The organism is Streptomyces sp. NPDC037290, from assembly GCF_055603245.1.
In genome coordinates this window covers 1,059,301-1,080,469 of record NZ_JBVJVZ010000002.1, presented here as the reverse complement: position 1 = coordinate 1,080,469, position 21,169 = coordinate 1,059,301, and the positions used below count along the sequence as shown (strand labels likewise).

The following is a 21,169-nucleotide window of genomic DNA, read 5'->3' as shown; positions in this document are numbered from 1 at the left end:
GTGCGTGCTGATTCCACCCTGCCACATCATCGCCTGCCCGCCGCCGGCGTCACGGAGCTGATACGGGGCGAGGGCGGCCCGGAAACCCTGGACTTCCTCCTGCGGGCCGAACGCAGCCGCCGGCTGCTGCTGTTACGGATGCTCGACGACATCACCGACCTCGGCCCCGCCTGGGACCTGATCAGCCGGGCGCAGCGCCATGCTCCCCAGGTCGTCGAGGACCTGCTGATGTACCCCCAGACGGGCATGTGGCTGGCCACCGTACTGCGCCGGCTCCGCGGTACGGCAGCCGCGGACGAGCCGCCGCTGTGGGTGGTGCTCGGCCATGCCCGCGCCCTCGCCGCCACGGCGGGACTGCGTGCCGGTCTGGACTTCACCGTCGACGTGCCGGTACGGCACGGCCGGGTGCCCCTGCCGACGCTCGGCTGCGCGGTGCTGCCGGCAGGTGAACCCTGGGCGACGGCCACCGTGCGGGCGGAGGGCGGAAAGGCCGTGCTGGAGGTGCCCGGCGCCACGGTCGCCGTACCGCTTCCGCCGGGGTCGCCGGGCCCCGGCTGGCACCCCGTGCGCCGGCTCGTCGTCGGGCCCGAGGGCCGGCGGCTCGACATCGCCCTGGACGACTCGGACCCCTACCGGACGTATCCACCACCGACCGAGCCCCATCCGCTGTCCGACGAGGCCGCGGCACTGTGGCGGGAGTTCCTGGAAAAGGCCTGGGCCCTGCTGCTCGACGAGCAGCCCGCCACGGCGGACGCGATGCGCCGGAGCTGGCTCTCGCTGACTCCGACAGCCGCAAGGGAAAGGTTTCGGCCGCGTAGCGTCACGTCCGGGGACGCGTTCGGCGGTATCGAGGCCTCGGAACCGGACGACGCCACCCAGCTGGCGGCCACCCTCGTGCACGAGTTCCAGCACACGAAGCTCGGCGGCCTACTGCACCTGACCCCGCTGCTGACCCACGACACCAGTGCGTCCCCGCAACTGTGGTACGCCCCCTGGCGGGACGATCCGCGGCCGCTCGACGGACTGCTCCAGGGTGTCTACGCGTTCATGGGGATCACCGCGTTCTGGCGCAGGCACCGTGCCACCGCGCCGGAGGACAACGCCCTGGCGCACTTCGAGTTCGCCCTGTGGCGCATCCATGTGAGCACGGCGATGGAGCAGATACACCGTCACCCGCGCTTCACCCCGCTCGGCGCGGCACTGCTCGAGACGCTGCGCGACCGGGCCGCGCGGTGGCGGTCCGAGCCGGTACCCGGGCACTGCCTGGCGCTGGCCCGGCTGTGTGCGCAGGACCGCCTCGCCCGTTGGCGCGTCCATCACCGGCAGCCTCCCGCGCCCGCGGTCGACGCCGCCGTCCGCGCGTGGCTGGACGGAACCGCCGCCCCTCCCGCCTCACTGGCGGCGGAGCCGGAGACCGTGCCCGACCCGTCGGCCCGCTGGCTCGACAGCCTGTCCGTGCTCGCCCGCCACCGCCTCGCCGGCACGGAGGACGGGCCCTCACCCGACACGGCCGAGAAGACGGCCGCCAAAGTCGCGGGCGCCCTGACCGCGGACGCGCTGCTGGCGGCGGGTGACGCCACGGCGGCCCGGCAGGCCTACGTGTCCCACCTGGCGACCGACGACCGCACGGCGGGGGCCTGGGCGGGCCTCGGCCGTGCCCTCGCCCTGGCGGGCACCGACGCGGTGGCGGCCCGCCTGCTCTGCCACCACCCGGAGCGGGCCCGAGCCGTGCACGAGGCCCTCCTCCGTGTGACCGGCACCGCCCCCGACCCGATCCGCCTCGCCACGTGGCTCGGCTCCCCCGGCGCATAGCCATGTCCTGGCCGGCCCCACTGCCCTGACCCCGCTCCGCCGACGAGCGCGGCGGCCCGGCAACAGGACGATCGGCCCCGCCGCCTGGCCGTACCCGGCTGCGGAGCAGGCACCGAACAGGAGCGGGACAGCCGGCCTCTCACCCTGGCCCGGCCGGCCGGCGAGCAAGCCGGTCCGCCTCACTCGCCGGCGGGTAAGGCGGCCGGGCTGGGCGGGTGGGCTCACATCGGCATCGGGTCGATGTCGCAGTCACTGCGCCGCCGGGCCCGGGCCTGTTCGGTCGCCGGGTGCGGGGCGGACTCGGCCGACCTCAGGCGCGGCTCGTCCAGGACCTGTTCCATCCGGGCCAGGGTGTCCGCGCGCAGCGTCTCGCCCTCGGCCCGCTCCCCGAGGGCGATGAGATCCAGGGAGAGATTGGCCGAGCCCACCAGCGTGGTGGGGTGGTCCTCACCCAGCCGGGTCCGGCACAGCGCCACCGTGCGCTCCCCCAGTTCACGGGCCTCGGCCACCTGCCCCAGCGCGCTCAGGTCACTCGCCAGGTTGATGGCGCAGGCCAGCACGATCGGGTGACTGTCCCCCAGCCGCCCGGTCAGGGAAGCCAGCGCCGCCTCGTCCAGCTCTCTGGCTTCCGCGACCCGGCCCAGCAGCCGCAGGGTCACCGCGAGGTCGACGTCCGCGGCCATGACATGCGGATGGTCCGGATGGAAGACGGAGCGGAATCCCTCCGCGGCCTTCACCCCGCGCTCCAGCGCGCTCTCCAGGTCACCGTTGTGCCGCAGCGCCACCGACAGGGCGAGCGCGGACGTCAGGGAATCCGGGTGGGTGTCGCCGTAGCGGCGGGTGAACTGGTCGAACGTCTCACGTGCCAGGTGCAGTGCGGTCACCTGGTCGCCCTCCTTGCGGCAGGCCTCGCTGAGCTGGCGCACGTTCCGCAGCGTGGTGGGGTTCTCGGGCCCGAAGGTGTCGCGGTAGCCGTCGACGACGGCCTGGTGCAGGGATCGCGCACCGACGTAGTTGCCCGTCTCGCGCACGTCGACGGCGACACTCGCCTCGGTCACCAGGGACTGCTGGTGGTCGCGGCCGAACAGCCGCACCTTCATCACGTGTGTCTTCCGGTCGAGTTCCAGGGCGCGCTGGAAGTCGCCGACCAGCCGCAGGCTGACCCCGAGGTTGTGGGAGGTGACCAGCGTGGTGGGGTCGTCCTCGCCGAAGGCGCGCAGGGCCCGCTGGTAGGCCAGTTCGTCCAGCTGGGCACCGGCGACGAAGTCCCCCTGGTGACGCCGCACGGCGGCTTCGAGGTTCAGGGCCACCAGCGCGTCCTCACGGGTGTCCTGCTGGTCGGCCGGAGCGGTGCGGGTGTAGGCGTCCTTGAGGACGGCGACGACCCCCGCGGCGTCGTCGTGGCGCCCCATCATGAGGTACAGGAAGCCCAGCCACCAGCCCATCAGCAGGGTCTGCTGGTCCTCCGGCCCGAACAGCCGCTGCCAGGTCTCCCACGCCTGCTCCGAGAACTCCAGGGCGACCGGGTGGTCACCCCAGAACCACAGGTACTTGGCGACGTTCATCACGAGCTCGCGCACCCACGGCTGGTCGGACTCGACCGCCGTGGACGCGATGACATGGCCGTACAGCTCCGCGTAGCGAGGCCAGTTGCCCGCCTGGTTGGGTCCCTTCGGGTCGGCGGCGGCGAGCAGTGTGTGAGCCCCATTGCGCATGCGTTGCTGTTCCTCGGGGGTCATCCGGTGGATCAGCACCGCCTGCACGAGGCGGTGCATCTCGATCGAGTTGGTCCGGTGGTCGATACGGGCGAGCGAGTAGCGGTTGATCTCCCGGATGGCGCGGGCCAGCCGCATCGGATCGTTGAGCGCCCGGTCCAGCTCGGGATCGATCTGGGAGGCTCCGAGACCCGAGAAGATCGAACGCGAGATCGGATCCGGCGCGAAGTAGGAGCAGAGCTGGAGCAGGCGCAGCGCGGTCCGGCTGCGGGTCTCCAGGTGGTCGAGGGAGACGTTCCAGGCCGCCGCGACCGGCAGCTGGTAGTCGGCGGGCGGGGAGACCTCCAGGAGCTCGCTGCGCTTGTGCTCGAACAGCCGCAGGTACTCCGAGACGGGCATCCCGGTCTCCGCCCGCCAGGCCGCCGCCTGTTCCAGGGCCAGCGGGAGGTCGCCGAGGGCCTCGGCGAGGCGGTCGGCGTCCTGGTCGGTGAGTTCCTCGCCGTAGGCCCTGGACCGGCGCAGCAGCTGCTTGCTCTCGTCCCGTGTGAAGACGTCGACCTCGAGGGAGGGGCCGACCACGCTCCAGCGGCGGTTGCGGGAGGTGACCAGGATGGTGCCGCTGCCGCCGGTCGGGAAGTACTCCCGCACCCGCTCCGGGCTGTCGGCGTTGTCGAAGATCAGCAGCCAGCGGGAGTACGGCCGCCCCTCGCGCAACGCCTCGCGCACCGCGGGCCCGGCGATGTTCGCCTCGGCGCTGTTGACCAGACCGAGGCGCTGGGCCAGTTCCACCAGGGCCTGCCCGATCTGACCGGGGCGTTCGGCGGGGATCCACCAGACGACGTCGTACTCGGACTGGTGCCGGTAGGCGTACTCGATGACCAGCTGGGTCTTGCCCACACCGCCCATGCCGTGGATCGCCTCGGGCAGCACGGTGGTCGTGCCCTCGCGCAGCCGTTCGCCCAGACGTTCGAGGAGATCCACGCGGCCGGTGAAGTTCGGGTTGCGCGGCGGGATGTTGCCCCAGACCCGCGGCGTGGACTGCCCGCCCCCCACAATCGGCTGCTGCTGTGTGGTGGTCATGGCGGTGGCTCCTCCTGAAGTGGTCCCGGCCCCCCGGGAGGCTGACGCGGACTGCGCGGGGTCCGGTGGGCCGGCGGGCCCGGTTCGCCCCTGACGCTCCGTCCGGGCGGGCCTGCGGACGCCGCTGCCCTTGCGCAGGCTGACGGTGTGCTGGCGGTCGTACTCGTCGAGCGCCCGGGCCAGTTGCGCGGCCCGGGTGAGGAAGTGCCCGGAGAGGGCGGACAGCGCGGCCAGTTCGACCCGCAGGACGGAGACGTTGCGCACCGTGACGGGCGGCAGGGGATCGGCGCCGTACGGCCGGCCGGTACCGGTCGCGGCGGGTTCGGCGGCCCCGGTGCCGTGCGTGGGGGCGGCGTCGGTGCCGTCCGTGGGGGCGGCGGTGCCGTGCATGGGGGCGGCGTCGGTGTCCGCCGTCGCGGCAGGCTCGCCGTCCTCGCCGTCCCCCGGCGTCGCAGCCATCAGTGACCGCACCTCGTGCAGCACCCGCACGGTGTCCCGGCGCCTGGACAGGGCCAGCAACTCCTGGCGGATGTTGGGTCCGAACGAGAAGATCACATCGGCCGCCCGGTCGGCCTCCCCGCCCGCGGGTCGCACCAGGCCGCTCATCAGCAGCTCACTGAGGTGGGCCGGACCGGCGCCCGGTAACGACGCGGTGACGGCCCGCATCACCGGCGGCGTCAGCGGGGCCGCCGCCAGCCTGGTGGCGAGCGCGAAAGCGGTGGGCGAAGCCGCCGCCCGGAACTCCGAGACCCGCTCCCACGGCGGTACACCGCTCGCGGGATCGGGCACGTCGTCGATCCACGGCACGGCCCGCGCCGCGTCCGTCCGGCGCTTCCACTCGCGCGCCCGGACACCCGACGTCTCCAGCCGGCCGGTGCCGCGGCCGGTCACCAGGTCGACCCAGCCTGCCAGCGACCGCTCGGTCAGCTCCAGCACGGGGACCGGCACCACGCCCGCCGGGTCGCCGTCGTCGACGGGCTCCAGCGGCGAGGTGCGCAGCTCCCAGCGCAGCTCGGTGTTGGGTGCCCACGGCGCCGCGGCCCGCAGCCGCATCCGGTGGACGTCCAGCCCGGTACGGAACCACAGCCGCTGGGGCGGCAGCTGCAGCACCGCCAGCGGGCCCATCGCGCCCAGTTCCCGCAGCAGCGGCAGCACCGCTCCCGTCCGCCAGCCCGCGGCGAGGCCGTCCGTCAGGACCAGCACCACCCGGTGACCGGCCTTGACGGGGGGCAGATCGGCCAGCTGGACCCGGTCCGGTTCGGTGTCGTCGGAGCACAGCAACCCGGTGGTCGCCACCGGGCCCAGGGACGCCAAGTGGGCCAGCCGACGCTTCAGCTGGTCGACGACCGCGTCCCACACCCGCATGGTGACGTGGTGGTCCACCACCAGCAGCACGGCGCAGCGCCCGGTGGCGTCGGGGGCGGCGAGCCCGCTCAGGGCTTCGAACGCCGCCTCCAGGGACACGGTGTCAGAAGTCGGTGCCATGGCTGATCGTGAGTCATCGTCACACCGCATAAGCACTCTCTGCGCGTCCAGGGGCTCTGGTCGCCGGGATGATGGAGGGGAGGCGCATCGCGCGGGCATGCGTGACCACGCGCCCACCCTGTCAGTGGAATGTCGCAGGTGCAAGACGACAGGCCAGAAGGGGTGAAAGGAGACCGGGTGAGGCGATGGGACATGGGCGCGCAGTCGTATCAGCGTGGCACCGCTCCCCATGGCGCGCAAGGGTGCCTCCTCGGCCGTTTCGTCGCTCGGCCGCAGAATGGAGCAGGCCGGAAAAGGCCCCCTTGAAGCGCGGCGGAGCGGACGCCCCGAAGGTCCCGGCGCAACGGCGGGCGGGTCGGCCGGCTCGGCGGCGGGCAGGCCGGCCGGCGGCTCGGGCGCCCGCGCCCCGGGCGGTCCGCCCGACGGACCGGCCCCGGCGTCCGGCCGCGCCCCACTCCGGCGGTCCACGGCGGCCTACACCGGACCGGGCGGTGTCGGTTTGCGGTCCGGATCGTCCAGCAGGATCGCGAGGTGCCGGCCGACGTGCCCGTCCCAGGCCTCCGGCCCGGCGGCCAGCGCCTTGTTGCGCCACTTGCGGACCCGGTCCTCCAGACTGCCGAGGCTCCGCTCCTCCAGTATGTCCCCGAGGGCGTCCCGGAAGGCCGCGTCGGAGCAGTCGCCGCGGTGCCAGATCATCGCCGGCACCCCCGCCCGCAGCCCGGCCAGCACCTCGCGCCGGCCCGCCCCCGAGTCGTCACCGGGCGGCTCGCTCAGTACCAGGCAGACCGCCTGCAGGTCCTCCTTCAGCTCCCGCTCCAGGTGGAAGAAGTACGCCCCCTCCTGCGCGGGACGGCTCCAGTGGGAACGGCTGTCCGCCGGCCGTTCGCTCAGCTGCCGCCACTTGGCCCGCCACGGCCTGTGCCAGGCGCCCCGCTGCAGACGCTCCAGACTGCGCACCACCACCGGATAGTCGAGGGCCAGCGGCGTGGGGGACGGGGAGTCGGACTCCCTCGACCACCACTCCACGGGCTCGTTCAGCAGCTCCCACGGCAGGACGAACTCCAGGAACACCGGCTGGCGCAGATCGGCCCACCGTTCCTCGGTCTCCTCGATCAGCGCCTCGACCGCCGCGGGCAGCTCGTCCCGCCGCAGGTGGACGGTCTCGCCTCGCACCGGGTGCCAGCCCTCGGAGTCGGACTGGCGCCAGTGCGAGAGGTAGTAGCGGTCCGCCTCGACGCGGTCGGGCTCGAACTGGATGAGGAGGTAGGCGGGCACCACGGAGGGCTCGGTCTGCAGGAACTCCGCGTGCTGCCAGTCCGCGAGCAGTGCCTCGGCCCCGAGCCGCCCGGCCTGCTCCCGGTTGAACCGGCGCAGCCGCTCCGCCGCCTCCGTACTTCCTTCCGACACCAGCCACTCCGCGCACAGCGACAGGAACGCCATGCTGGGCGCGAGTTCACCGGGAGGCGTGTTCTGCCCGGCCAGTCGCAGGAAGACCTGCCACGCCGTACGGCACCAGGCGGGCAGCTCCTGCACCCGGGACCGGCTGGCCCGGCGCGCCGTCGCCGACAGGTCCATGGAGATCATCGGCTGGAGTACGGGGCGCAGCCCGCGCAGGTCGACCTGGAAGAAGTCGACGGCCTCCCACTCGTCCACCAGCGGCCACAGCTCCGCGACCGTCGTCGACTCCTGCTCCACGTACTCCACGGACCGCACCAGACACGCGAGCCCGTCGCCGACCTCGGCGCACGCCCTCGCCACGCTCAGCAGCCAGGGCCGCAGCCGGTCCCCCGTGTACGGTTCCACGCGCCGGCCCAGTTCACCGGAGAGCAGGTCGAGCCAGACCTCACGGCCGGCCGGCTGGCTCACCGTCCCCGACCGCTGCAGCGCGTCCACCATGGACACGACCAGCTCGTTGCGGACCCGTTCCAGACTGCGCTCTCCCACCCCGTTGCCTCCAGACAGCCTGCGCGGTTCCCTGACGGTGGCGACCAGGGTAAGGCCGGGCGACGGGAAACGGCAGCAGGAGTACGGGCCGTCACCCCGAACGGCGGACGGCCCGTGTCCGGAGACGGCCGGACGGCCCGTGCTCCCACGCCGGGATCGGGCCAGGTCCCGGTGCGGGCGCCCGCCCTGTGCCGCATCCCTGGGGCGCCGTCTCAGGGGGCGGACTCACGGGCGGACTCAGGGGGCGGACTCAGGGGGCCGGATAGGCCTCCACCTCACTGAACTGCCCGGCTGGCCAGCCCGTGTTGGCGCTGACGGTGAGGCGGAGGTGACGCAGGTTCGTGGTGGACGGCAGGGAGACCGTGGCCGTGTTGCCGGTGGCCGGGTCGAAGCGGTAGTCCCGCGCGCCCAGCACGGTGGAGTAGGCCGAGCCGTCGGTGCTGCCGAGCACGGTGACGGTCTGGGTGCGGGCGCCCCAGGCCGGGGACGGGGGCAGCTTCAGCACCAGGCGGCGCACGGTGTAGGACGCGCCGAGGTCGACCGTCCAGGACTGCGGGAAGGCGTTGTTGGCCGACTCCCAGTAGGAGGTGGCGTCGCCGTCGACCGCCTTGCCCGGGGTGTAGACGTCCTGGGAGCCGGTCGCGGTGGCCGGCCGGCCCTTGGCGAGGTTGCGGTTCGGGTCGGGGTCGGGGTTGCCCTGGCCGGGCTGGGGCCAGGTGGAGCAGTCCGGCCAGGTGCTCGACCAGCCGGAGTTGCCGCCGCCGTCGGTGAGCGTGAAGGAGCCCGAGGCGGCCGGGTAGGGGCAGTTGTAGATGCCCGCGGCCCCGACCTGGGTGGCGGTGACGTTCTTGAACGTGGCCGCACCCTGCGCCTCGGCCTGCACGACGACCGTGCCGGTGTTCCTCACGGTCGCGCCGGTGACGTTGACGTTCCTCACCGGGTAACCGTGGCCGCCGCCGGAGACGAACTCGAAGGCGCTGTACGGGCTGTCGGTGATCGTGGTGTTCGTGATGTTCACGGTGGCGTCGATCGCGCTGTCGTAGGAGTCGACGCGCAGCGCGCCCATCGGATGGTTCCAGTTGGGGTTCATCGCGCCGGTGCGCACCAGGGTGTTGCCGTCGACCGTGATGGTGCCGGACAGCGGCGAGAAGGGGTCGAGGAACTTCTGGTTGGAGATCGCGATGCCGCTGCCGAGCGCGTTGGTGTCGGCGACCAGGTTGTTCCTCACCGAGATGTCGGTGCCGCCGTAGACGGCGATGCCGTTGGCGAGGTTGGGCTGCGAGACCGTGTTGTTCTCGAAGCTGGAGTTCGTGTCCGGGGAGTACAGCGACCACATGGCGAGGGAGTCGTCACCCTGGTTGCGCAGGAAGTTGTTGCGCACGACGACCCCCTTGGCGGTGCCGTTGAGGTTGATGCCGTCGGCGGTGGTGTCGAGGATGCGGTTGTTCTCCACGACCAGGTTGTCGTTGTCGCCCATGAGCCACATGCCGACCTTCATGTGCTGGATCCACATGCCCGACACCGAACTTCCAGGACCGAGCGAGCCGTTGACGAAGTTGTCCGGGCTGGAGTCGACGCGTTCGGTGACCTCGCCGATGACCGCGAAGTCCTTGATGCGGACGCCTCCGGAGGAACTGGACTGGTCGATGAACCGTGAGGTGTGCACCACCGAGTACCAGTTGCCGGCGCCCTGGAGCGTCACGTTCTGCACGCCGTTGAGAGAGGAGGTGATCTTGTAGTCACCGGGCGGGATCCACACCGTTCCGCCCTGGGCGGCGGCGATGGCGTCCCGGAAGGCCTGGGTGGAGTCGCCGGTGCCGCTGGGGTCGGCGCCCCTGGAGACGACGGACACCGAACCGGCGGGCTGCGCGGCGGGCGCCGCGACCTGCTCGAAGTCGGCCACGTCAAGGGTGACTTGAGTGCCGGTGGACTCGAAGGCGACCTTGTCGCCCGCCTGGATGCTCCGGCCGAGCAGCATCCGGGCGTTGTCGAAGAAGTGGTGCTGCCTGGCTCCGGGGATCCAGCCGGTGTCGATGTAGGAGTACTTCGAGGTGACGGTCAGGGTCTTGGCCAGCTTGACCCCGTTGACGTACACGTCGAGCGTGCCCGTCTGGCCGTCGGGGACGCTGTAGGCGACGTTCACGGCGTTGGACGCCTGGGGTGCGGTGAACTCGACGCGCTGTCCGGAGGTGAGGCGCACGGCCTGGCGGCCGGAGGCCTCGGAGGCGAGGGTGCCCTGGGTGTGGTCCGGGCCGATCGTGGTGCCGGTGGTGGTCGCCGATTCCGCCTCGACGGAGGTGAAGGGGAGGCGGGCGCCGGGTGCCGCGTGGGCGGCGGGGGCGAGGGCGACGAGCATGCCGGCGGCGAGGGCGACCGTCGCCGCCATGACAGTCATGCTCCTGACAGATCTGGCGGTGGTGACGGTGGTGGTGCTCCGCATGTGCTGATCCCTTCGGAGTGGGGGTGTGGGGACAGCGCTGTGCTTCGGCAGCTCAGCCATGCAGCCAGGCCGCCGTGTCCCGCGGAAGCCGGCCCGCCTCGTCCAGGGGGCCGCTGCTCAGCAGGAGTCGGGAGTGCGCGGGGAGGCCGGCGGGCGTCGACGCGAAGTTGACCACGCACATCGCTCCCCCGGCGCGAGCGAAGGCGAGGACACCGTCGGGGGCGGGCAGCCAGGTCAGGGGGTCGTCACCGAAGGCCGGGCGGAGGGCGATGGCGTGGCGATAGAGCGAGAGCATGGAGTGGGCGGTCTGCTGTTGCCGGTCGACTGCATACGATGGCCAGTCGACCGGCTGCGGCAGCCAGGGCTCCTGCCGTGCACCGAATCCTGCATACGGCATACCGGCAACCCACGGCAGCGGCACCCGGCAACCGTCGCGACCGGGGTCGGCGCCACCCGAGCGGAAGTACATCGGATCCTGTATGCGGTCGGCCGGGACCTCCGCCTCCGGCAGCCCCAGCTCCTCCCCCTGGTACAGGTACACCGCGCCCGGCAACGCCAGCGACAGCAGGGCGGCGGCGCGGGCCCGCCGGGTGCCGAGGGCCAGGTCGGTCGGGGTGCCGAAGGCCTTGGCGGCGAAGTCGAAGCCGGTGTCCTCGCGGCCGTACCGGGTGACCGTGCGCGTGACGTCGTGGTTGCACAGTACCCAGGTGGCCGGGGCGCCGACGGGGGCGTGCTCGGCGAGGGTGGTGTCGATGGCGGCGCGCAGCCGGCCGGCGTCCCAGGGGCAGGACAGGAAGGAGAAGTTGAAGGCGGTGTGGAGCTCGTCGGGGCGCAGATAGCGGGCGAAGCGTTCGGTGTCGGGGAGCCAGACCTCGCCGACGAAGACGCCGTCGAAGGCGTCCGCCACGCGCCGCCAGGAGCGGTAGATGTCATGGAGTTCGTCGCGGTCGACGAACGGGTGCGGGCCCGGGTGCGTGGCGAGGTCGGGCAGGGCCGGGTCCTTGGCGAGCAGGGCGGCGGAGTCGATGCGGACGCCGGCCACGCCCCGCTCGAACCAGAATCGCAGGATGTCCTCGTGTTCCTGACGGACGGCCGGATGCGCCCAGTTGAGGTCCGGCTGCTCGGGCGTGAACAGGTGCAGGTACCAGTCGCCGTCGGCGAGGCGTGTCCACACCGGTTCGGTGGAGCCGGCGAACTGCGACGGCCAGTCGTTGGGCGGGAGTTCGCCGTGTGGACCACGGCCGGGACGGAAGTGGAACAGCGCGCGTTCCGGGCTGCCGGGCCCGGCGGCGAGTGCCGCGCGGAACCAGGGATGCTGGTCGGAGACGTGGTTGGGCACGATGTCGACGATGGTGCGGATGCCCAGCTCGCGTGCCTCGGCGATGAGTTTCTCCGCCTCGGCGAGGGTGCCGAAGGCCGGGTCGATCGCGCGGTAGTCGGCGACGTCGTAACCGCCGTCCTTCATCGGCGACAGGTACCAGGGGTTGAACCACAGGGCGTCCACGCCCAGTTCGGCGAGGTACGGCAGCCGGGCGCGGACGCCCGCGAGGTCGCCGGTGCCGTCGCCGTCGCCGTCCGCGAAGCTGCGGACGTAGATCTGGTAGATGACGGCGGAGCGCCACCAGTCGCGGCCCTTCGGGGCAGGGGTGGGCTGTCCCACGGAGCTTCCCTTTCTGTGAGGCGGTGCGGCGCCTTCGGTGAGGCGGTGCGGCGGCGTCAGCCCTTGGTGCTGCCCGCGCTGATCCCGGCGATGATGTGCCGCTGGAAGACGAGGAACAGCGCCACCATCGGGATGCTGGCGATCACCATCGCGGCGATGAGCACGGTGAGCTGGATGTTCTGCGACAGCTGGACCAGGGCCACGCTGATCGGCTGCTCGTCGGTGTCGGAGAAGACCATCAGCGGCCACAGGAAGTCCTGCCAGACGGCGACCAGCGCGAAGACCGACACCACGCCGAGGACCGGCCGGGACATGGGCAGTACGACCGACCACAGGACGCGCAGTCTGCCGGCGCCGTCGATCTCGGCGGCCTCCAGCACGTCGCGCGGCAGCTGGTCGAAGAACCGTTTGAGCAGGTAGAGGTTGAAGGCGTTGGCGACCGCCGGGAGCCAGATGGCGAGGGGGTCGTTGAGCAGGCTGGTGTGGATCAGCGGCAGGTCGGCGACCGTCAGGTACTTGGGTACGACCAGGGCCTGCGCCGGGACCATGAGGGTGGCGAGGATGCCGCCGAGGATCACCTTCCCGAAGGCCGGCTTCAGCCGGGACAGGGCGTAGGCGGCGGCCGTGCAGAACACCAGCTGGAACGCCCAGGCGCCGGCCGCCTGGACGACGGTGTTCCACAGGTGCCGCGGAAGCTGCATCAGGTCCCAGGCGTCGGTGTAGCCGCCGAGGTGCCAGTGCCTCGGGAGGATCGCCGGCGGCGTTCGGGCCACCTCGTCGGGGGACTTCATGGCCCCGGTCACCATCCAGTAGACCGGGAAGAGGAAGGCGAGCGCGAAGAGGAGGACGACGGCCGTGAACACCGTCCAGTAGGCCGCCTTGCCGCGCGGGCGGGCGAGGGCGGCCGGGGAGATCAGGGTGCGGGTGCTCATGCCGTGTCCCCCTCGGTGCGGGTGAGCCGCAGGTAGACGGCGGAGAAGACGCCGAGCAGGACCAGCAGCATGACGCTGAGGGCGCAGGCGCCGCCGAAGTCGTTGTAGAGGAAGGCGTACTTGTAGATGAGGTAGAGCACGGTCACCGTGGCGTTCTCCGGGCCGCCGCCGGTGATGACGAACGGTTCGGTGAACACCTGCATGGTGGCGATGATCTGCAGGAGCATCAGCATCAGGATCACGAACCGGGTCTGCGGGACCGTGACGTGCCGGACGCGCTGGAGCACGTTCGCACCGTCCAGTTCGGCGGCCTCGTACAGCTCGCCCGGGATGGACTGCAGGGCGGCGAGGTAGATGAGGACGGTGCCGCCCATGGTGGCCCACGTCGCCACGATCACCAGGGAGACGAGCGCGGTGTCGGTGCCGTTGGACCAGTTCGAGGTCGGCAGGTGCAGGAAGCGCAGGGTCTCGTTGGCGAGGCCGGCTCCGGGGTCGTAGAACCACTTCCACAGCAGGGCGCTGACCACCGGCGGGATCATCACGGGCAGGTAGACCACGACCCGGAAGAACGCCTTGGCGTGCCGGAGTTCGTTGAGGACGAGGGCGAGGAGGAAGGGGATCGCGAAGCCGATGAGCAGGGCCAGCAGGGTGAAGGTGAGGGTGTTGCGCCAGGCCGCCGAGAACTCGGGGTCGTGCAGGACGCGGGTGAAGTTGGCGGTGCCGACCCACTGGGGCTGCGAGCCGGGCGTGTACTTCTGGAAGGCGATGACGACCGCGCGGATCGCCGGGTACCAGGAGAACAGGGCGAAGCAGACGAGGCCCCCGAGCAGGAAGGCGTAGGCGCGGGCCTGGTCGGCGAGGCGGCGGCGTCTGAGGCCCCTTGCCGGGGGCGCGGCCGGGACCGGGTGGGCGGCGGCCTTCGTCACGGGCCGCCGCTCGGCCGTCTTCGTCATGGCGGTCAGCTCCTGGCCAGGATGCCGTCGATCTTGCCGGACGCGTCCTTGAGGAGCTGGTCGATGTCGGCGTCCTGCTGGGTGAGGACGGCGGAGACGGTGCCGTCGAGGACGGAGTAGATCTGCTGGGCGTCCGGCGGCTCGATCCTCATCCGGAGCTGCTGGTTGCCGTCCAGGAAGGCCCGGTAGTTCTCCACCGGGACGTTGGCGTTGGCCTTCTTGGCCTGCTGGTCCCGGGCGTCGGCGGCACCGGTGAACAGGCGCGGCTCGGGCAGGCCGACGGGGGCGTCGTTCTTCTTGGCGCGGGCGTAGTCGCCGAGGAAGCCCGATCCCGGGGTGAGGAACATGTGGTCCAGCCACTTCAGGCCGGCGCGGATCTGTGCGGGCGTGTCGCGCTTGTCGAACATGTAGCCGTCGCCGCCGATCAGGGTGCCCCTGCCGCCCGGCATCGGGCCGATGGCGATGTCGTCGTAGCGCGCGCCCTTCTCCTTGACCAGGATCGGGATGTTGTCCGGGGCGGCCAGGTACATGCCGAGCCTGCCGGAACCCATCATCTGCTGCACGTCGTTGATGACGAGGAGCTGTTTGCTGCCCATGGAGTCGTCGGTCCACCGCATGGCGTGCAGGTTCTGCAGGACGGCCCGGCCCTCGGGGCTGTCGAGGGTGGCCTTCTTGCCGTCGGGGCCGACGACGTCGCCGCCCTGGGAGTACAGCTCGGCGGTGAAGTGCCAGCCGCCCTGGTTCTGGGCGCTGTAGTCGGCGTATCCGACGGTGCCGCCCCCGAGTGCGGCGATCCTCCTGGCGTCGGCGCGGACCTCGTCCCAGGTGGCCGGGGGTTTGTCGGGGTCGAGGCCGGCCTTCTGGAACAGCTTGCGGTTGTAGATCAGCCCCATGCTGTATCCGGTACGCGGTATCCCGTAGACCTTTCCATCCACGGTGTAGATGTCGCGCAGTTGCTTCTGGAGGGTGCCGTAGGACTTCAGGTCCTTGAGGTACGGCGTGAGGTCGGCTGCCTGGTGGATGTCCACGACATGCCGGGCGTCGGTGAAGTACGTGTAGAAGACGTCCTCCATCTGACCGCCGGCGAGCTTGGCGTCGAAGGTCTTCGGGTCCTGGCAGGGGAAGGCGTCGTGTGCGACGACGTCGATGTCCGGGTTCTGCTTCTCGAAGGAGGCGGTGTCCTCCTCGAAGAACCTCCGGTCGACCTTGGCGCTCCTGGGCGGCTCGCAGTTGACGGTGATGCGGGTCCTGCCGCCCGCCGAGCCGTCGCCGCCCGACCCGCAGGCGGTGGCGGCGAGGGCGAGCGAGGAACAGACGCCGATCGCGACGAAGGTACGGCGGAACCCGGTGCTTCTCATCGGTGGACCCCCAGATGGCACGCATGGCAGGAGCGGTGGGCGCCGCACACTCAAGCACCGCCGGCATCGGTACGCAAGATGCCGCGTTAAATCTGTAATTATTTGACAGTGAGCTGGAACTTCAGGGTCGCCTTCAGGAACGTCAGTCGCGCGGGGCTTGGGCGGTGGATCCGCGCACGACCAGCTCGGGCTCGAACAGCAGCTCCTCGGCGGGTACGGCGGTGCCGCCGATCTGCGCGTTCAGCAGCTCCACGGCGGCGCGGCCCATGGCCTCGATGGGCTGGCGGACGGTGGTGAGCGGGGGCTCGGTGCAGTTCATGAAGGCCGAGTCGTCGTAGCCCACGACGGAGATCCGGCCCGGGACGTCGTACCCCTTGCGGCGCGCGGCCCGGACCGCGCCGAGCGCGAGGGGGTCACTGGCGCAGACGATGCCGGTGACACCGCGGTCGATCAGCCGGGAGGCGGCGGCGTGGCCGCCCTCGATGGAGAAGATCGCCCGGGTCACGAACTCCTCGGGCAGGTCGCCGGCGACCGCCCGCGCGGCGGCGAGCTTGCGCGCCGAGGGCACGTGGTCGCCGGGGCCGAGGACGAGGCCGATGCGCTCATGACCGAGGGAGGACAGGTGCCGCCACGCCTGCTCGACGGCTACGGCGTCGTCGCAGGACACGCCGGGGAAGCCCAGGTGTTCGATGGCCGCGTTGACCAGCACCACGGGGATGTTGCGGTCGGCGAGGAGGCGGTAGTGGTCGTGCGGGGCGTCCGCCTGCGCGTACAGGCCGCCCGCGAACACGACGCCGGAGACCTGCTGTTGCAGCAGCAGGTCGACGTAGTCCGCCTCCGAGACGCCGCCCCTGGTCTGCGTGCACAGCACCGGGGTGAGCCCGAGCTGGGCGAGTGCGCCGCCGATGACCTCGGCGAACGCCGGGAAGATGGGGTTCTGCAGCTCGGGCAGGACCAGGCCGACGAGCCGGGCGCGTTCGCCGCGCAGCTGGGTGGGGCGCTCGTAGCCGAGGACGTCCAGGGCCGTCAGCACGGCCTGCCGGGTGGCGTCGGAGACCCCTGGTTTGCCGTTGAGCACCCGGCTGACGGTCGCTTCGCTGACGCCGACCTTTTTCGCCACTTCCGCAAGTCGTCGTGTCATGCACGCAAGCGTAGCGCAAATTTTTGCAAGCAGCTTGCGTTGGACGGTGGCAGAGTGCGGTGATCCGGCCGGGCCGAAGCGGTGGCGACAATGAGCGGGTTGACGGGTTCGACGACGTGGGGGGACGGAATGCTGACCGGGATCGTGATCGACGCGCTGGACGTCGCGCGCACGGACCGCTTCTGGCTGGACGCGACGCGGGGACGGACCGGCGGTCTGCGGCTGCGGTGCGTGCCGACGACGAAGCCGAAGCCGGCACACAAGAACCGGCTCCACCTCGACCTGGCCGGGGGGCCGGACTGGGAGGCCGAGGTGGCGCGCCTGCTCGCGCTCGGTGCGACGCGGGCCGACATCGGCCAGGGGGACGTCCCGTGGGACGTACTGGCCGATCCTGAGGGCAACGAGTTCTGCGTGCTGCGGCCCGGCCACCCTGGCGTGCTCGCCGACTCCGGCCTCGTCGCGATCTGCCTCGACGTCGCCGAGGAGGACCGCGACGCGCAGTCGGCCTTCTGGCAGTCCCGGGCCGACTGGCACGCGGTCGAGTCCCACCCCTGGGGTGTCCGGCTGCGCCGCACGCCCACCAGCACGGTCTCGCTGGTGATGGGGCCGCCCGCGGCGCCCAAGGCGGGACGGAACAGGCTGCGCCTCGAGGTCACCCGTCGCGACGGGGAATCCGGCGAGTCGCTCGACGCCGGCGGGAACGAGTTCCACCTCGCGACGCGTTGAGCCCTGCCCGCCCCGCCCGGCGCCTGTTCCGGCCGATCACACCCCTCAGGCCACGTTCGTGAGCTTCTGGCGCACGACGATCGCGTTGAGCCGGACCGCGAACGGTGCGGTGTCGGTGAGGCCCAGGGTGCCCACACGGGACTTGCCGAAGCCGACGGTGACGTCGGCGCAGAAGGCGACGGCGTAGACGTACTCGCCGGCTTCCTCGTCCTGGAGGGCGAAGAACAGGTCGCGGTAGTAGCTCGTGCGGTCCGGCCCCTCCTCGTAGTAGACCAGCCCCGGTTCGCCCTCCTGCGCGGCCAGACCGGTGAAGGCATCCACGAGGTGGCGCTCGATCGTCTCCCAGAACGACGCCTGGGCCGTCTCGGGCGGGAGCGCCTGGCGGACCGCTTCCTTGAGGGAGAGCGCCATCACCAGGACCGGCGCCTCCTCCTGGAGCCCCCAGCCGCGGACCATCCTGACGATGTCGCTGTCGGGAAGGGCCGCGGCGGCATCGCGGATGTGAGCGAAGTCGTAGTTGACGGTGGCGGGCGCGATCGCCTCCTGGAAGGCACGCGCCAGTGCCTCCGCCTGGGCGAGGTGGGCCTCCCCCACCTCGGTGACTGTCCTGAAACAGGCTGCCAACATCCACTCCTTCAACATTTTGTTGCACCGATGGGGGGTCAGTATGCCGCAGCGGTGCAACAGACCTGGCAGCCGAGGTCAGTGGTGGGCGTGCACGACGGCGTGGCCCTTGCCGCGCCCGATCATCCACCGGTTGACCGGAGTGGTCAGCACGAAGGCCACAGCGAGCGAAAGGGCGAGTGAAGCCCAGAAGAGGAACTGCCCGAGCCCGGCGTCCATGGCTCCCGGAACGCCCACGACGACGGTGTTGTCGATCAGTTCCATGACTGCGATCGACACGGTGTCCGCGGCCAGCGCGACCTGGAACGCCCGCCGGACCGGCAGCCCGGCGCGCAGTACGCCGCGCATGGTCAGCGCGTAGCCGAAGACGAAGGCCAACGCGACGGAGATGGCGACGGTGGCCGCATTGTGCAGGCCGGCGGCGGTGCCGGCCGCCATGCCGAGGACTTCCCCGACGGCGCAGCCGGTCAAGCAGTGCAGCGTCGCCTGGGCGGCCGTGCGCCAAGTGGTGCCCGCCGTGTGGTGCCCGTGCCGTTCGTGACGCGGCTGCCCGTGTTCGTGCACTCCGTGGTCCATCACAGCCCCCTTGTCCGTTCAGGTGACCGTCATGAACGCGATACCCCACGGGGGTATTCCTGCCGACCCGGCGCCGCCGGCGACCTGAACGCCGGCGGTGCCGGGTCAGTCCTCGGGGGTGCGGACGACCGTGAGATGCCCCGCCGGGCCACGCGGCCGGCGCGGGCGGCGTACCGGTGCGGCGGGCCGGCGGTTCTCGCGCAGGACCAGCGCCAGCCGCCGGTAGCCGAGGCCCCGCAGGATCTCGGGCGTCTCCTCGACGATGCGGCACTCGGTGGGGCCGCGGCGCGGGTCGGGGTGGAGCAGCAGCCGCACGGCCCCGTCGAGCCGGGTGGCCGTCTCTCCGACGGCCCGGATCCAGTGCGGCAGGCCCTGCCGGTAGGCGGCCTCCATGAGCGGGTCCTGGGCGATGTCCCGGCGGACCGCCTGGAGTTCGTGGTCGTGCCCGTACGTCTCCAGGGCGGACCTGAGATGGGCCAGCATCGGCAGGCACCAGCCCTGCTCGTGCTCGCCGAGGACGTCCCCCGCGTCCGGGTGGAACAGGACGAACCGCAGGAAGTTGTCCCCGGGCATGGCCGTCGCGTGCGGGCGCACTCCGCGGAAGAGTGTCTCGAACGCGCCGTTGGCCATGACCACGTCCCAGCGGTGGTCGACGACCAGGGACGGGCAGGCGAGGGCCTCCAGCAGTGCGGCGTAGTCCTGGAGGTACGCCTGGGTCTCGCAGGTCTCGGGGACGGGCCGCGGTGCCGGCCGCCGTCCTCCTGCCTGATGTGCCATCGGGAGGTCACCCCTCTTGCCTCTGCCGCCTTCACGCGGCCCTGCGATCCTGCGGCCCTCGGCAAGACTGTGTCAACTATCGTGGCATTTCGCGGCCATTGACGGCTGAAATTCGCCACAGTTGTGGCGACACCTGGATGTGAGTTCGAGGCACCCGCTACTCTCCGGAAAGTTCACGGCGATCGCTCGTGAGATGCACGGACGCATCTGAGGCCCCCTAGAGACGTAGGAGTTCTGTCGGTGACGGATGGCTACGAGGATCCGGGCGCCACGGCGACCGCCCAGCTGCCGGCCGTCGTCGCCCGCGTCACCGCGCTCGCCGAACGGCTCGGCGTGCCGCAGGCCGAGGTCTACGACGTCGGGCGGCTCTCCGTGGCCTGCGGTGTGCCGGAGGCGGTGGTCAAGGCCCTGCTCAGCGGCCGGCCGGCCGGTGAACCGGACGTCCAGGCGCGCTTCCTGCAGCGCCTGGGCCTGCTGCGGCGCACCCGGCTGAAACCCAACGGCCGCAAGTACACCCAGCAGGAGATCGCCGACGGCGCGGGCATGTCCCGGCAGCAGGCCGGCGCCCTCATCAACGGCGACCGGCGGCCGACCATGGAGCACTGCGACGCGCTGCAGCGCTTCTTCCGCGTGCACGCCGGCTTCCTCACCGCCGAGGACCCCGAGGCGCTGGCGGGCGCGCTGCAGCGCACCGAGCAGGAGCTGCTGCAGAAGCTCGCCGACCGTGAGCGGGCCGCCGCCGGGGCCGACCAGGATCCGCTGGAGCGGCTGCTGCAGGACCACGGGGTGCGCGGCATAGCCTGGCGGGCCGCGCAGTTGCCCACCGACCAGCACCGGGACAAGGTCGCGGAGTGGCTGGACATGCTCCTGGAGAGCGTCAAGCGGCCCGAGTCGTGAGCCGGGGGAGGACTGTGAGCATCGGCAGGGACATGCGCCGGCTGTGCAACGAGCTGGTGGGCGGGCTGCGGCTGCCCGTGCCGGCACCGCCCGGGGAGCTGTACCGCGCGCTGTGCGAGGCGATGAGCCGCCGCCGCGGCCGTCCGGTGCACTTCCGGGCGGCCGCCTTCCCGCCGGGCACGGCGAGCGGGCTGTGGCTGGATCTGGCCGACCGCGACCTCGTCGTCGTCGAGGAACGCACCGCTCCCGACCACCAGTTGGTGATCCTCGGCCACGAGTTGTGGCACATGCAGGCCGACCACCGGGGACACCACGTCGACGGCGTCGGGGTCGCCACGCGGCTGCTGTTCGACGACACCGACGACGACGCGCTCCGGGCCACGGTGCAGCGGGTTGCGGCCCGGACCCGCTTCGACCTGGCCGAGGAGCGGGACGCCGAGACCTTCGGTCTGCTGCTGGCCAGGAAGTGCCGCACCTGGCTGCCCGGTTCGGCCCTGCGCGGCCCGGTGCAGCGGGACGACGTGGCAGGGCGCATCGAGGTGTCCCTGGGATACCCGGGGCCGCAGGGCTGACCCGAGGGGGTGGCCGGTGCGGCGCCCGCCGGGGTGGGCCGGCCGTGGGTCGCCTTCCCTGCGGCTCGCTTCGGCGCCTCCGCCGAGCGGGCGAACCGGCGCGGAGCCGGACGGCGTTGTCAGTGGTGGGCGGCAAGCTGGTGGTGTGCGCCGTACCGCGCGGCGCGCGGCGCCGCAGGGCGCATGACCGTGACGCCTACTCGGGGAGAGCCGACCGATGCCCACCGCCGTACTGACCGACCGTGAGCGCACCGCCGTACAGGCCTACCTGCGGCTGCTGCACACGGTGCGCGCCGCCTTCGACGGGCCACCGGACGCCGGCCGGCCCGCCGTGGTGCCGCCCGCCGTGCTGGCCGAGGCGGAACAGGCCCTCGCGCGCGCGGGCCTCACGGGCAACGAAGAGGGTTTCTTCCGTCTGCTGCGCGACTGGTGCCCGCCGGCCTGAGTGGACACCCTGACGCGAACGCCCGGACGCGG

At 71.9% G+C, this 21,169-nt stretch carries 16 protein-coding genes; 5 read left to right on the top strand and 11 right to left on the bottom strand.

Features of this window, described 5'->3' with window-relative positions; translation table 11 throughout:
* Positions 1 to 1,812: an HEXXH motif domain-containing protein gene (locus ACZ7HQ_RS10625; protein ID WP_470987082.1), complete on the top strand. Its 1,812-nt coding sequence runs from the start codon at positions 1 to 3 to the stop codon at positions 1,810 to 1,812.
* Between the two features lie 221 nt (positions 1,813 to 2,033).
* Here ACZ7HQ_RS10625 and fxsT read toward each other — a convergent pair whose 3' ends face one another.
* From fxsT to ACZ7HQ_RS10585, 8 genes are all read right to left on the bottom strand, one after another.
* The gene (gene fxsT, locus ACZ7HQ_RS10620) at positions 2,034 to 6,092 is read right to left on the bottom strand and encodes an FxSxx-COOH system tetratricopeptide repeat protein (protein WP_470987081.1); all 4,059 of its coding nucleotides are present in this window, start codon (positions 6,090 to 6,092) and stop codon (positions 2,034 to 2,036) included.
* A gap of 474 nt (positions 6,093 to 6,566) precedes the next feature.
* Positions 6,567 to 8,036: a VMAP-C domain-containing protein gene (locus ACZ7HQ_RS10615; RefSeq protein ID WP_470987080.1), complete on the bottom strand. Its 1,470-nt coding sequence runs from the start codon at positions 8,034 to 8,036 to the stop codon at positions 6,567 to 6,569.
* A gap of 250 nt (positions 8,037 to 8,286) precedes the next feature.
* On the bottom strand, positions 8,287 to 10,422 hold the full coding sequence (locus tag ACZ7HQ_RS10610) for a discoidin domain-containing protein (RefSeq protein ID WP_470987078.1): 2,136 nt from the start codon (positions 10,420 to 10,422) through the stop codon (positions 8,287 to 8,289).
* A 106-nt stretch (positions 10,423 to 10,528) separates the two neighbouring features.
* Positions 10,529 to 12,136 carry a glycoside hydrolase family 13 protein gene (locus ACZ7HQ_RS10605; protein WP_470987077.1) on the bottom strand — a complete coding sequence of 536 codons (1,608 nt, stop codon included), beginning with the start codon at positions 12,134 to 12,136 and terminating at the stop codon, positions 10,529 to 10,531.
* A 56-nt stretch (positions 12,137 to 12,192) separates the two neighbouring features.
* Positions 12,193 to 13,068 (bottom strand): carbohydrate ABC transporter permease, encoded by an 876-nt coding sequence (locus ACZ7HQ_RS10600; RefSeq protein WP_470987076.1) that lies wholly within the window; start codon positions 13,066 to 13,068, stop codon positions 12,193 to 12,195.
* The gene (locus ACZ7HQ_RS10595; protein WP_470987074.1) at positions 13,065 to 14,021 is read right to left on the bottom strand and encodes a carbohydrate ABC transporter permease; all 957 of its coding nucleotides are present in this window, start codon (positions 14,019 to 14,021) and stop codon (positions 13,065 to 13,067) included. Before ACZ7HQ_RS10595 ends, ACZ7HQ_RS10600 begins: the two co-directional genes overlap by 4 nt.
* A 5-nt stretch (positions 14,022 to 14,026) precedes the next feature.
* Positions 14,027 to 15,379, bottom strand: a complete 1,353-nt coding sequence (locus ACZ7HQ_RS10590; protein ID WP_470987072.1) for an ABC transporter substrate-binding protein — start codon at positions 15,377 to 15,379, stop codon at positions 14,027 to 14,029.
* Positions 15,380 to 15,521: 142 nt separating this feature from the next.
* Entirely contained in the window at positions 15,522 to 16,520 is a 999-nt protein-coding gene (locus ACZ7HQ_RS10585; RefSeq protein WP_470987071.1) for a LacI family DNA-binding transcriptional regulator, read from the bottom strand.
* 90 nt (positions 16,521 to 16,610) lie between these two features.
* Here ACZ7HQ_RS10585 and ACZ7HQ_RS10580 point away from each other — a divergent pair, with 90 nt between their 5' ends.
* Positions 16,611 to 17,246 (top strand): VOC family protein, encoded by a 636-nt coding sequence (locus ACZ7HQ_RS10580; RefSeq protein ID WP_470987069.1) that lies wholly within the window; start codon positions 16,611 to 16,613, stop codon positions 17,244 to 17,246.
* A gap of 45 nt (positions 17,247 to 17,291) precedes the next feature.
* Here ACZ7HQ_RS10580 and ACZ7HQ_RS10575 read toward each other — a convergent pair whose 3' ends face one another.
* From ACZ7HQ_RS10575 to ACZ7HQ_RS10565, 3 genes are all read right to left on the bottom strand, one after another.
* Positions 17,292 to 17,873 (bottom strand): Type-2Aa cytolytic delta-endotoxin, encoded by a 582-nt coding sequence (locus tag ACZ7HQ_RS10575; protein WP_470987068.1) that lies wholly within the window; start codon positions 17,871 to 17,873, stop codon positions 17,292 to 17,294.
* Positions 17,874 to 17,948: 75 nt separating this feature from the next.
* Positions 17,949 to 18,446, bottom strand: a complete 498-nt coding sequence (locus ACZ7HQ_RS10570; protein WP_470987067.1) for a DUF4396 domain-containing protein — start codon at positions 18,444 to 18,446, stop codon at positions 17,949 to 17,951.
* Between the two features lie 105 nt (positions 18,447 to 18,551).
* Positions 18,552 to 19,223 (bottom strand): MmyB family transcriptional regulator, encoded by a 672-nt coding sequence (locus tag ACZ7HQ_RS10565; protein WP_470987065.1) that lies wholly within the window; start codon positions 19,221 to 19,223, stop codon positions 18,552 to 18,554.
* 240 nt (positions 19,224 to 19,463) lie between these two features.
* Between ACZ7HQ_RS10565 and ACZ7HQ_RS10560 the strand changes: the two genes are divergently transcribed.
* The 3 genes from ACZ7HQ_RS10560 (at position 19,464) to ACZ7HQ_RS10550 (ending at position 21,137) form a co-directional block, all read left to right on the top strand.
* Positions 19,464 to 20,120 (top strand): helix-turn-helix domain-containing protein, encoded by a 657-nt coding sequence (locus ACZ7HQ_RS10560; RefSeq protein WP_470987064.1) that lies wholly within the window; start codon positions 19,464 to 19,466, stop codon positions 20,118 to 20,120.
* Between the two features lie 32 nt (positions 20,121 to 20,152).
* Complete coding sequence (locus ACZ7HQ_RS10555) at positions 20,153 to 20,692, top strand: toxin-antitoxin system, toxin component (protein ID WP_470987152.1); 540 nt, start codon at positions 20,153 to 20,155, stop codon at positions 20,690 to 20,692.
* 217 nt (positions 20,693 to 20,909) lie between these two features.
* Complete coding sequence (locus ACZ7HQ_RS10550) at positions 20,910 to 21,137, top strand: hypothetical protein (RefSeq protein ID WP_470987063.1); 228 nt, start codon at positions 20,910 to 20,912, stop codon at positions 21,135 to 21,137.
* Positions 21,138 to 21,169 lie beyond the last annotated feature (32 nt).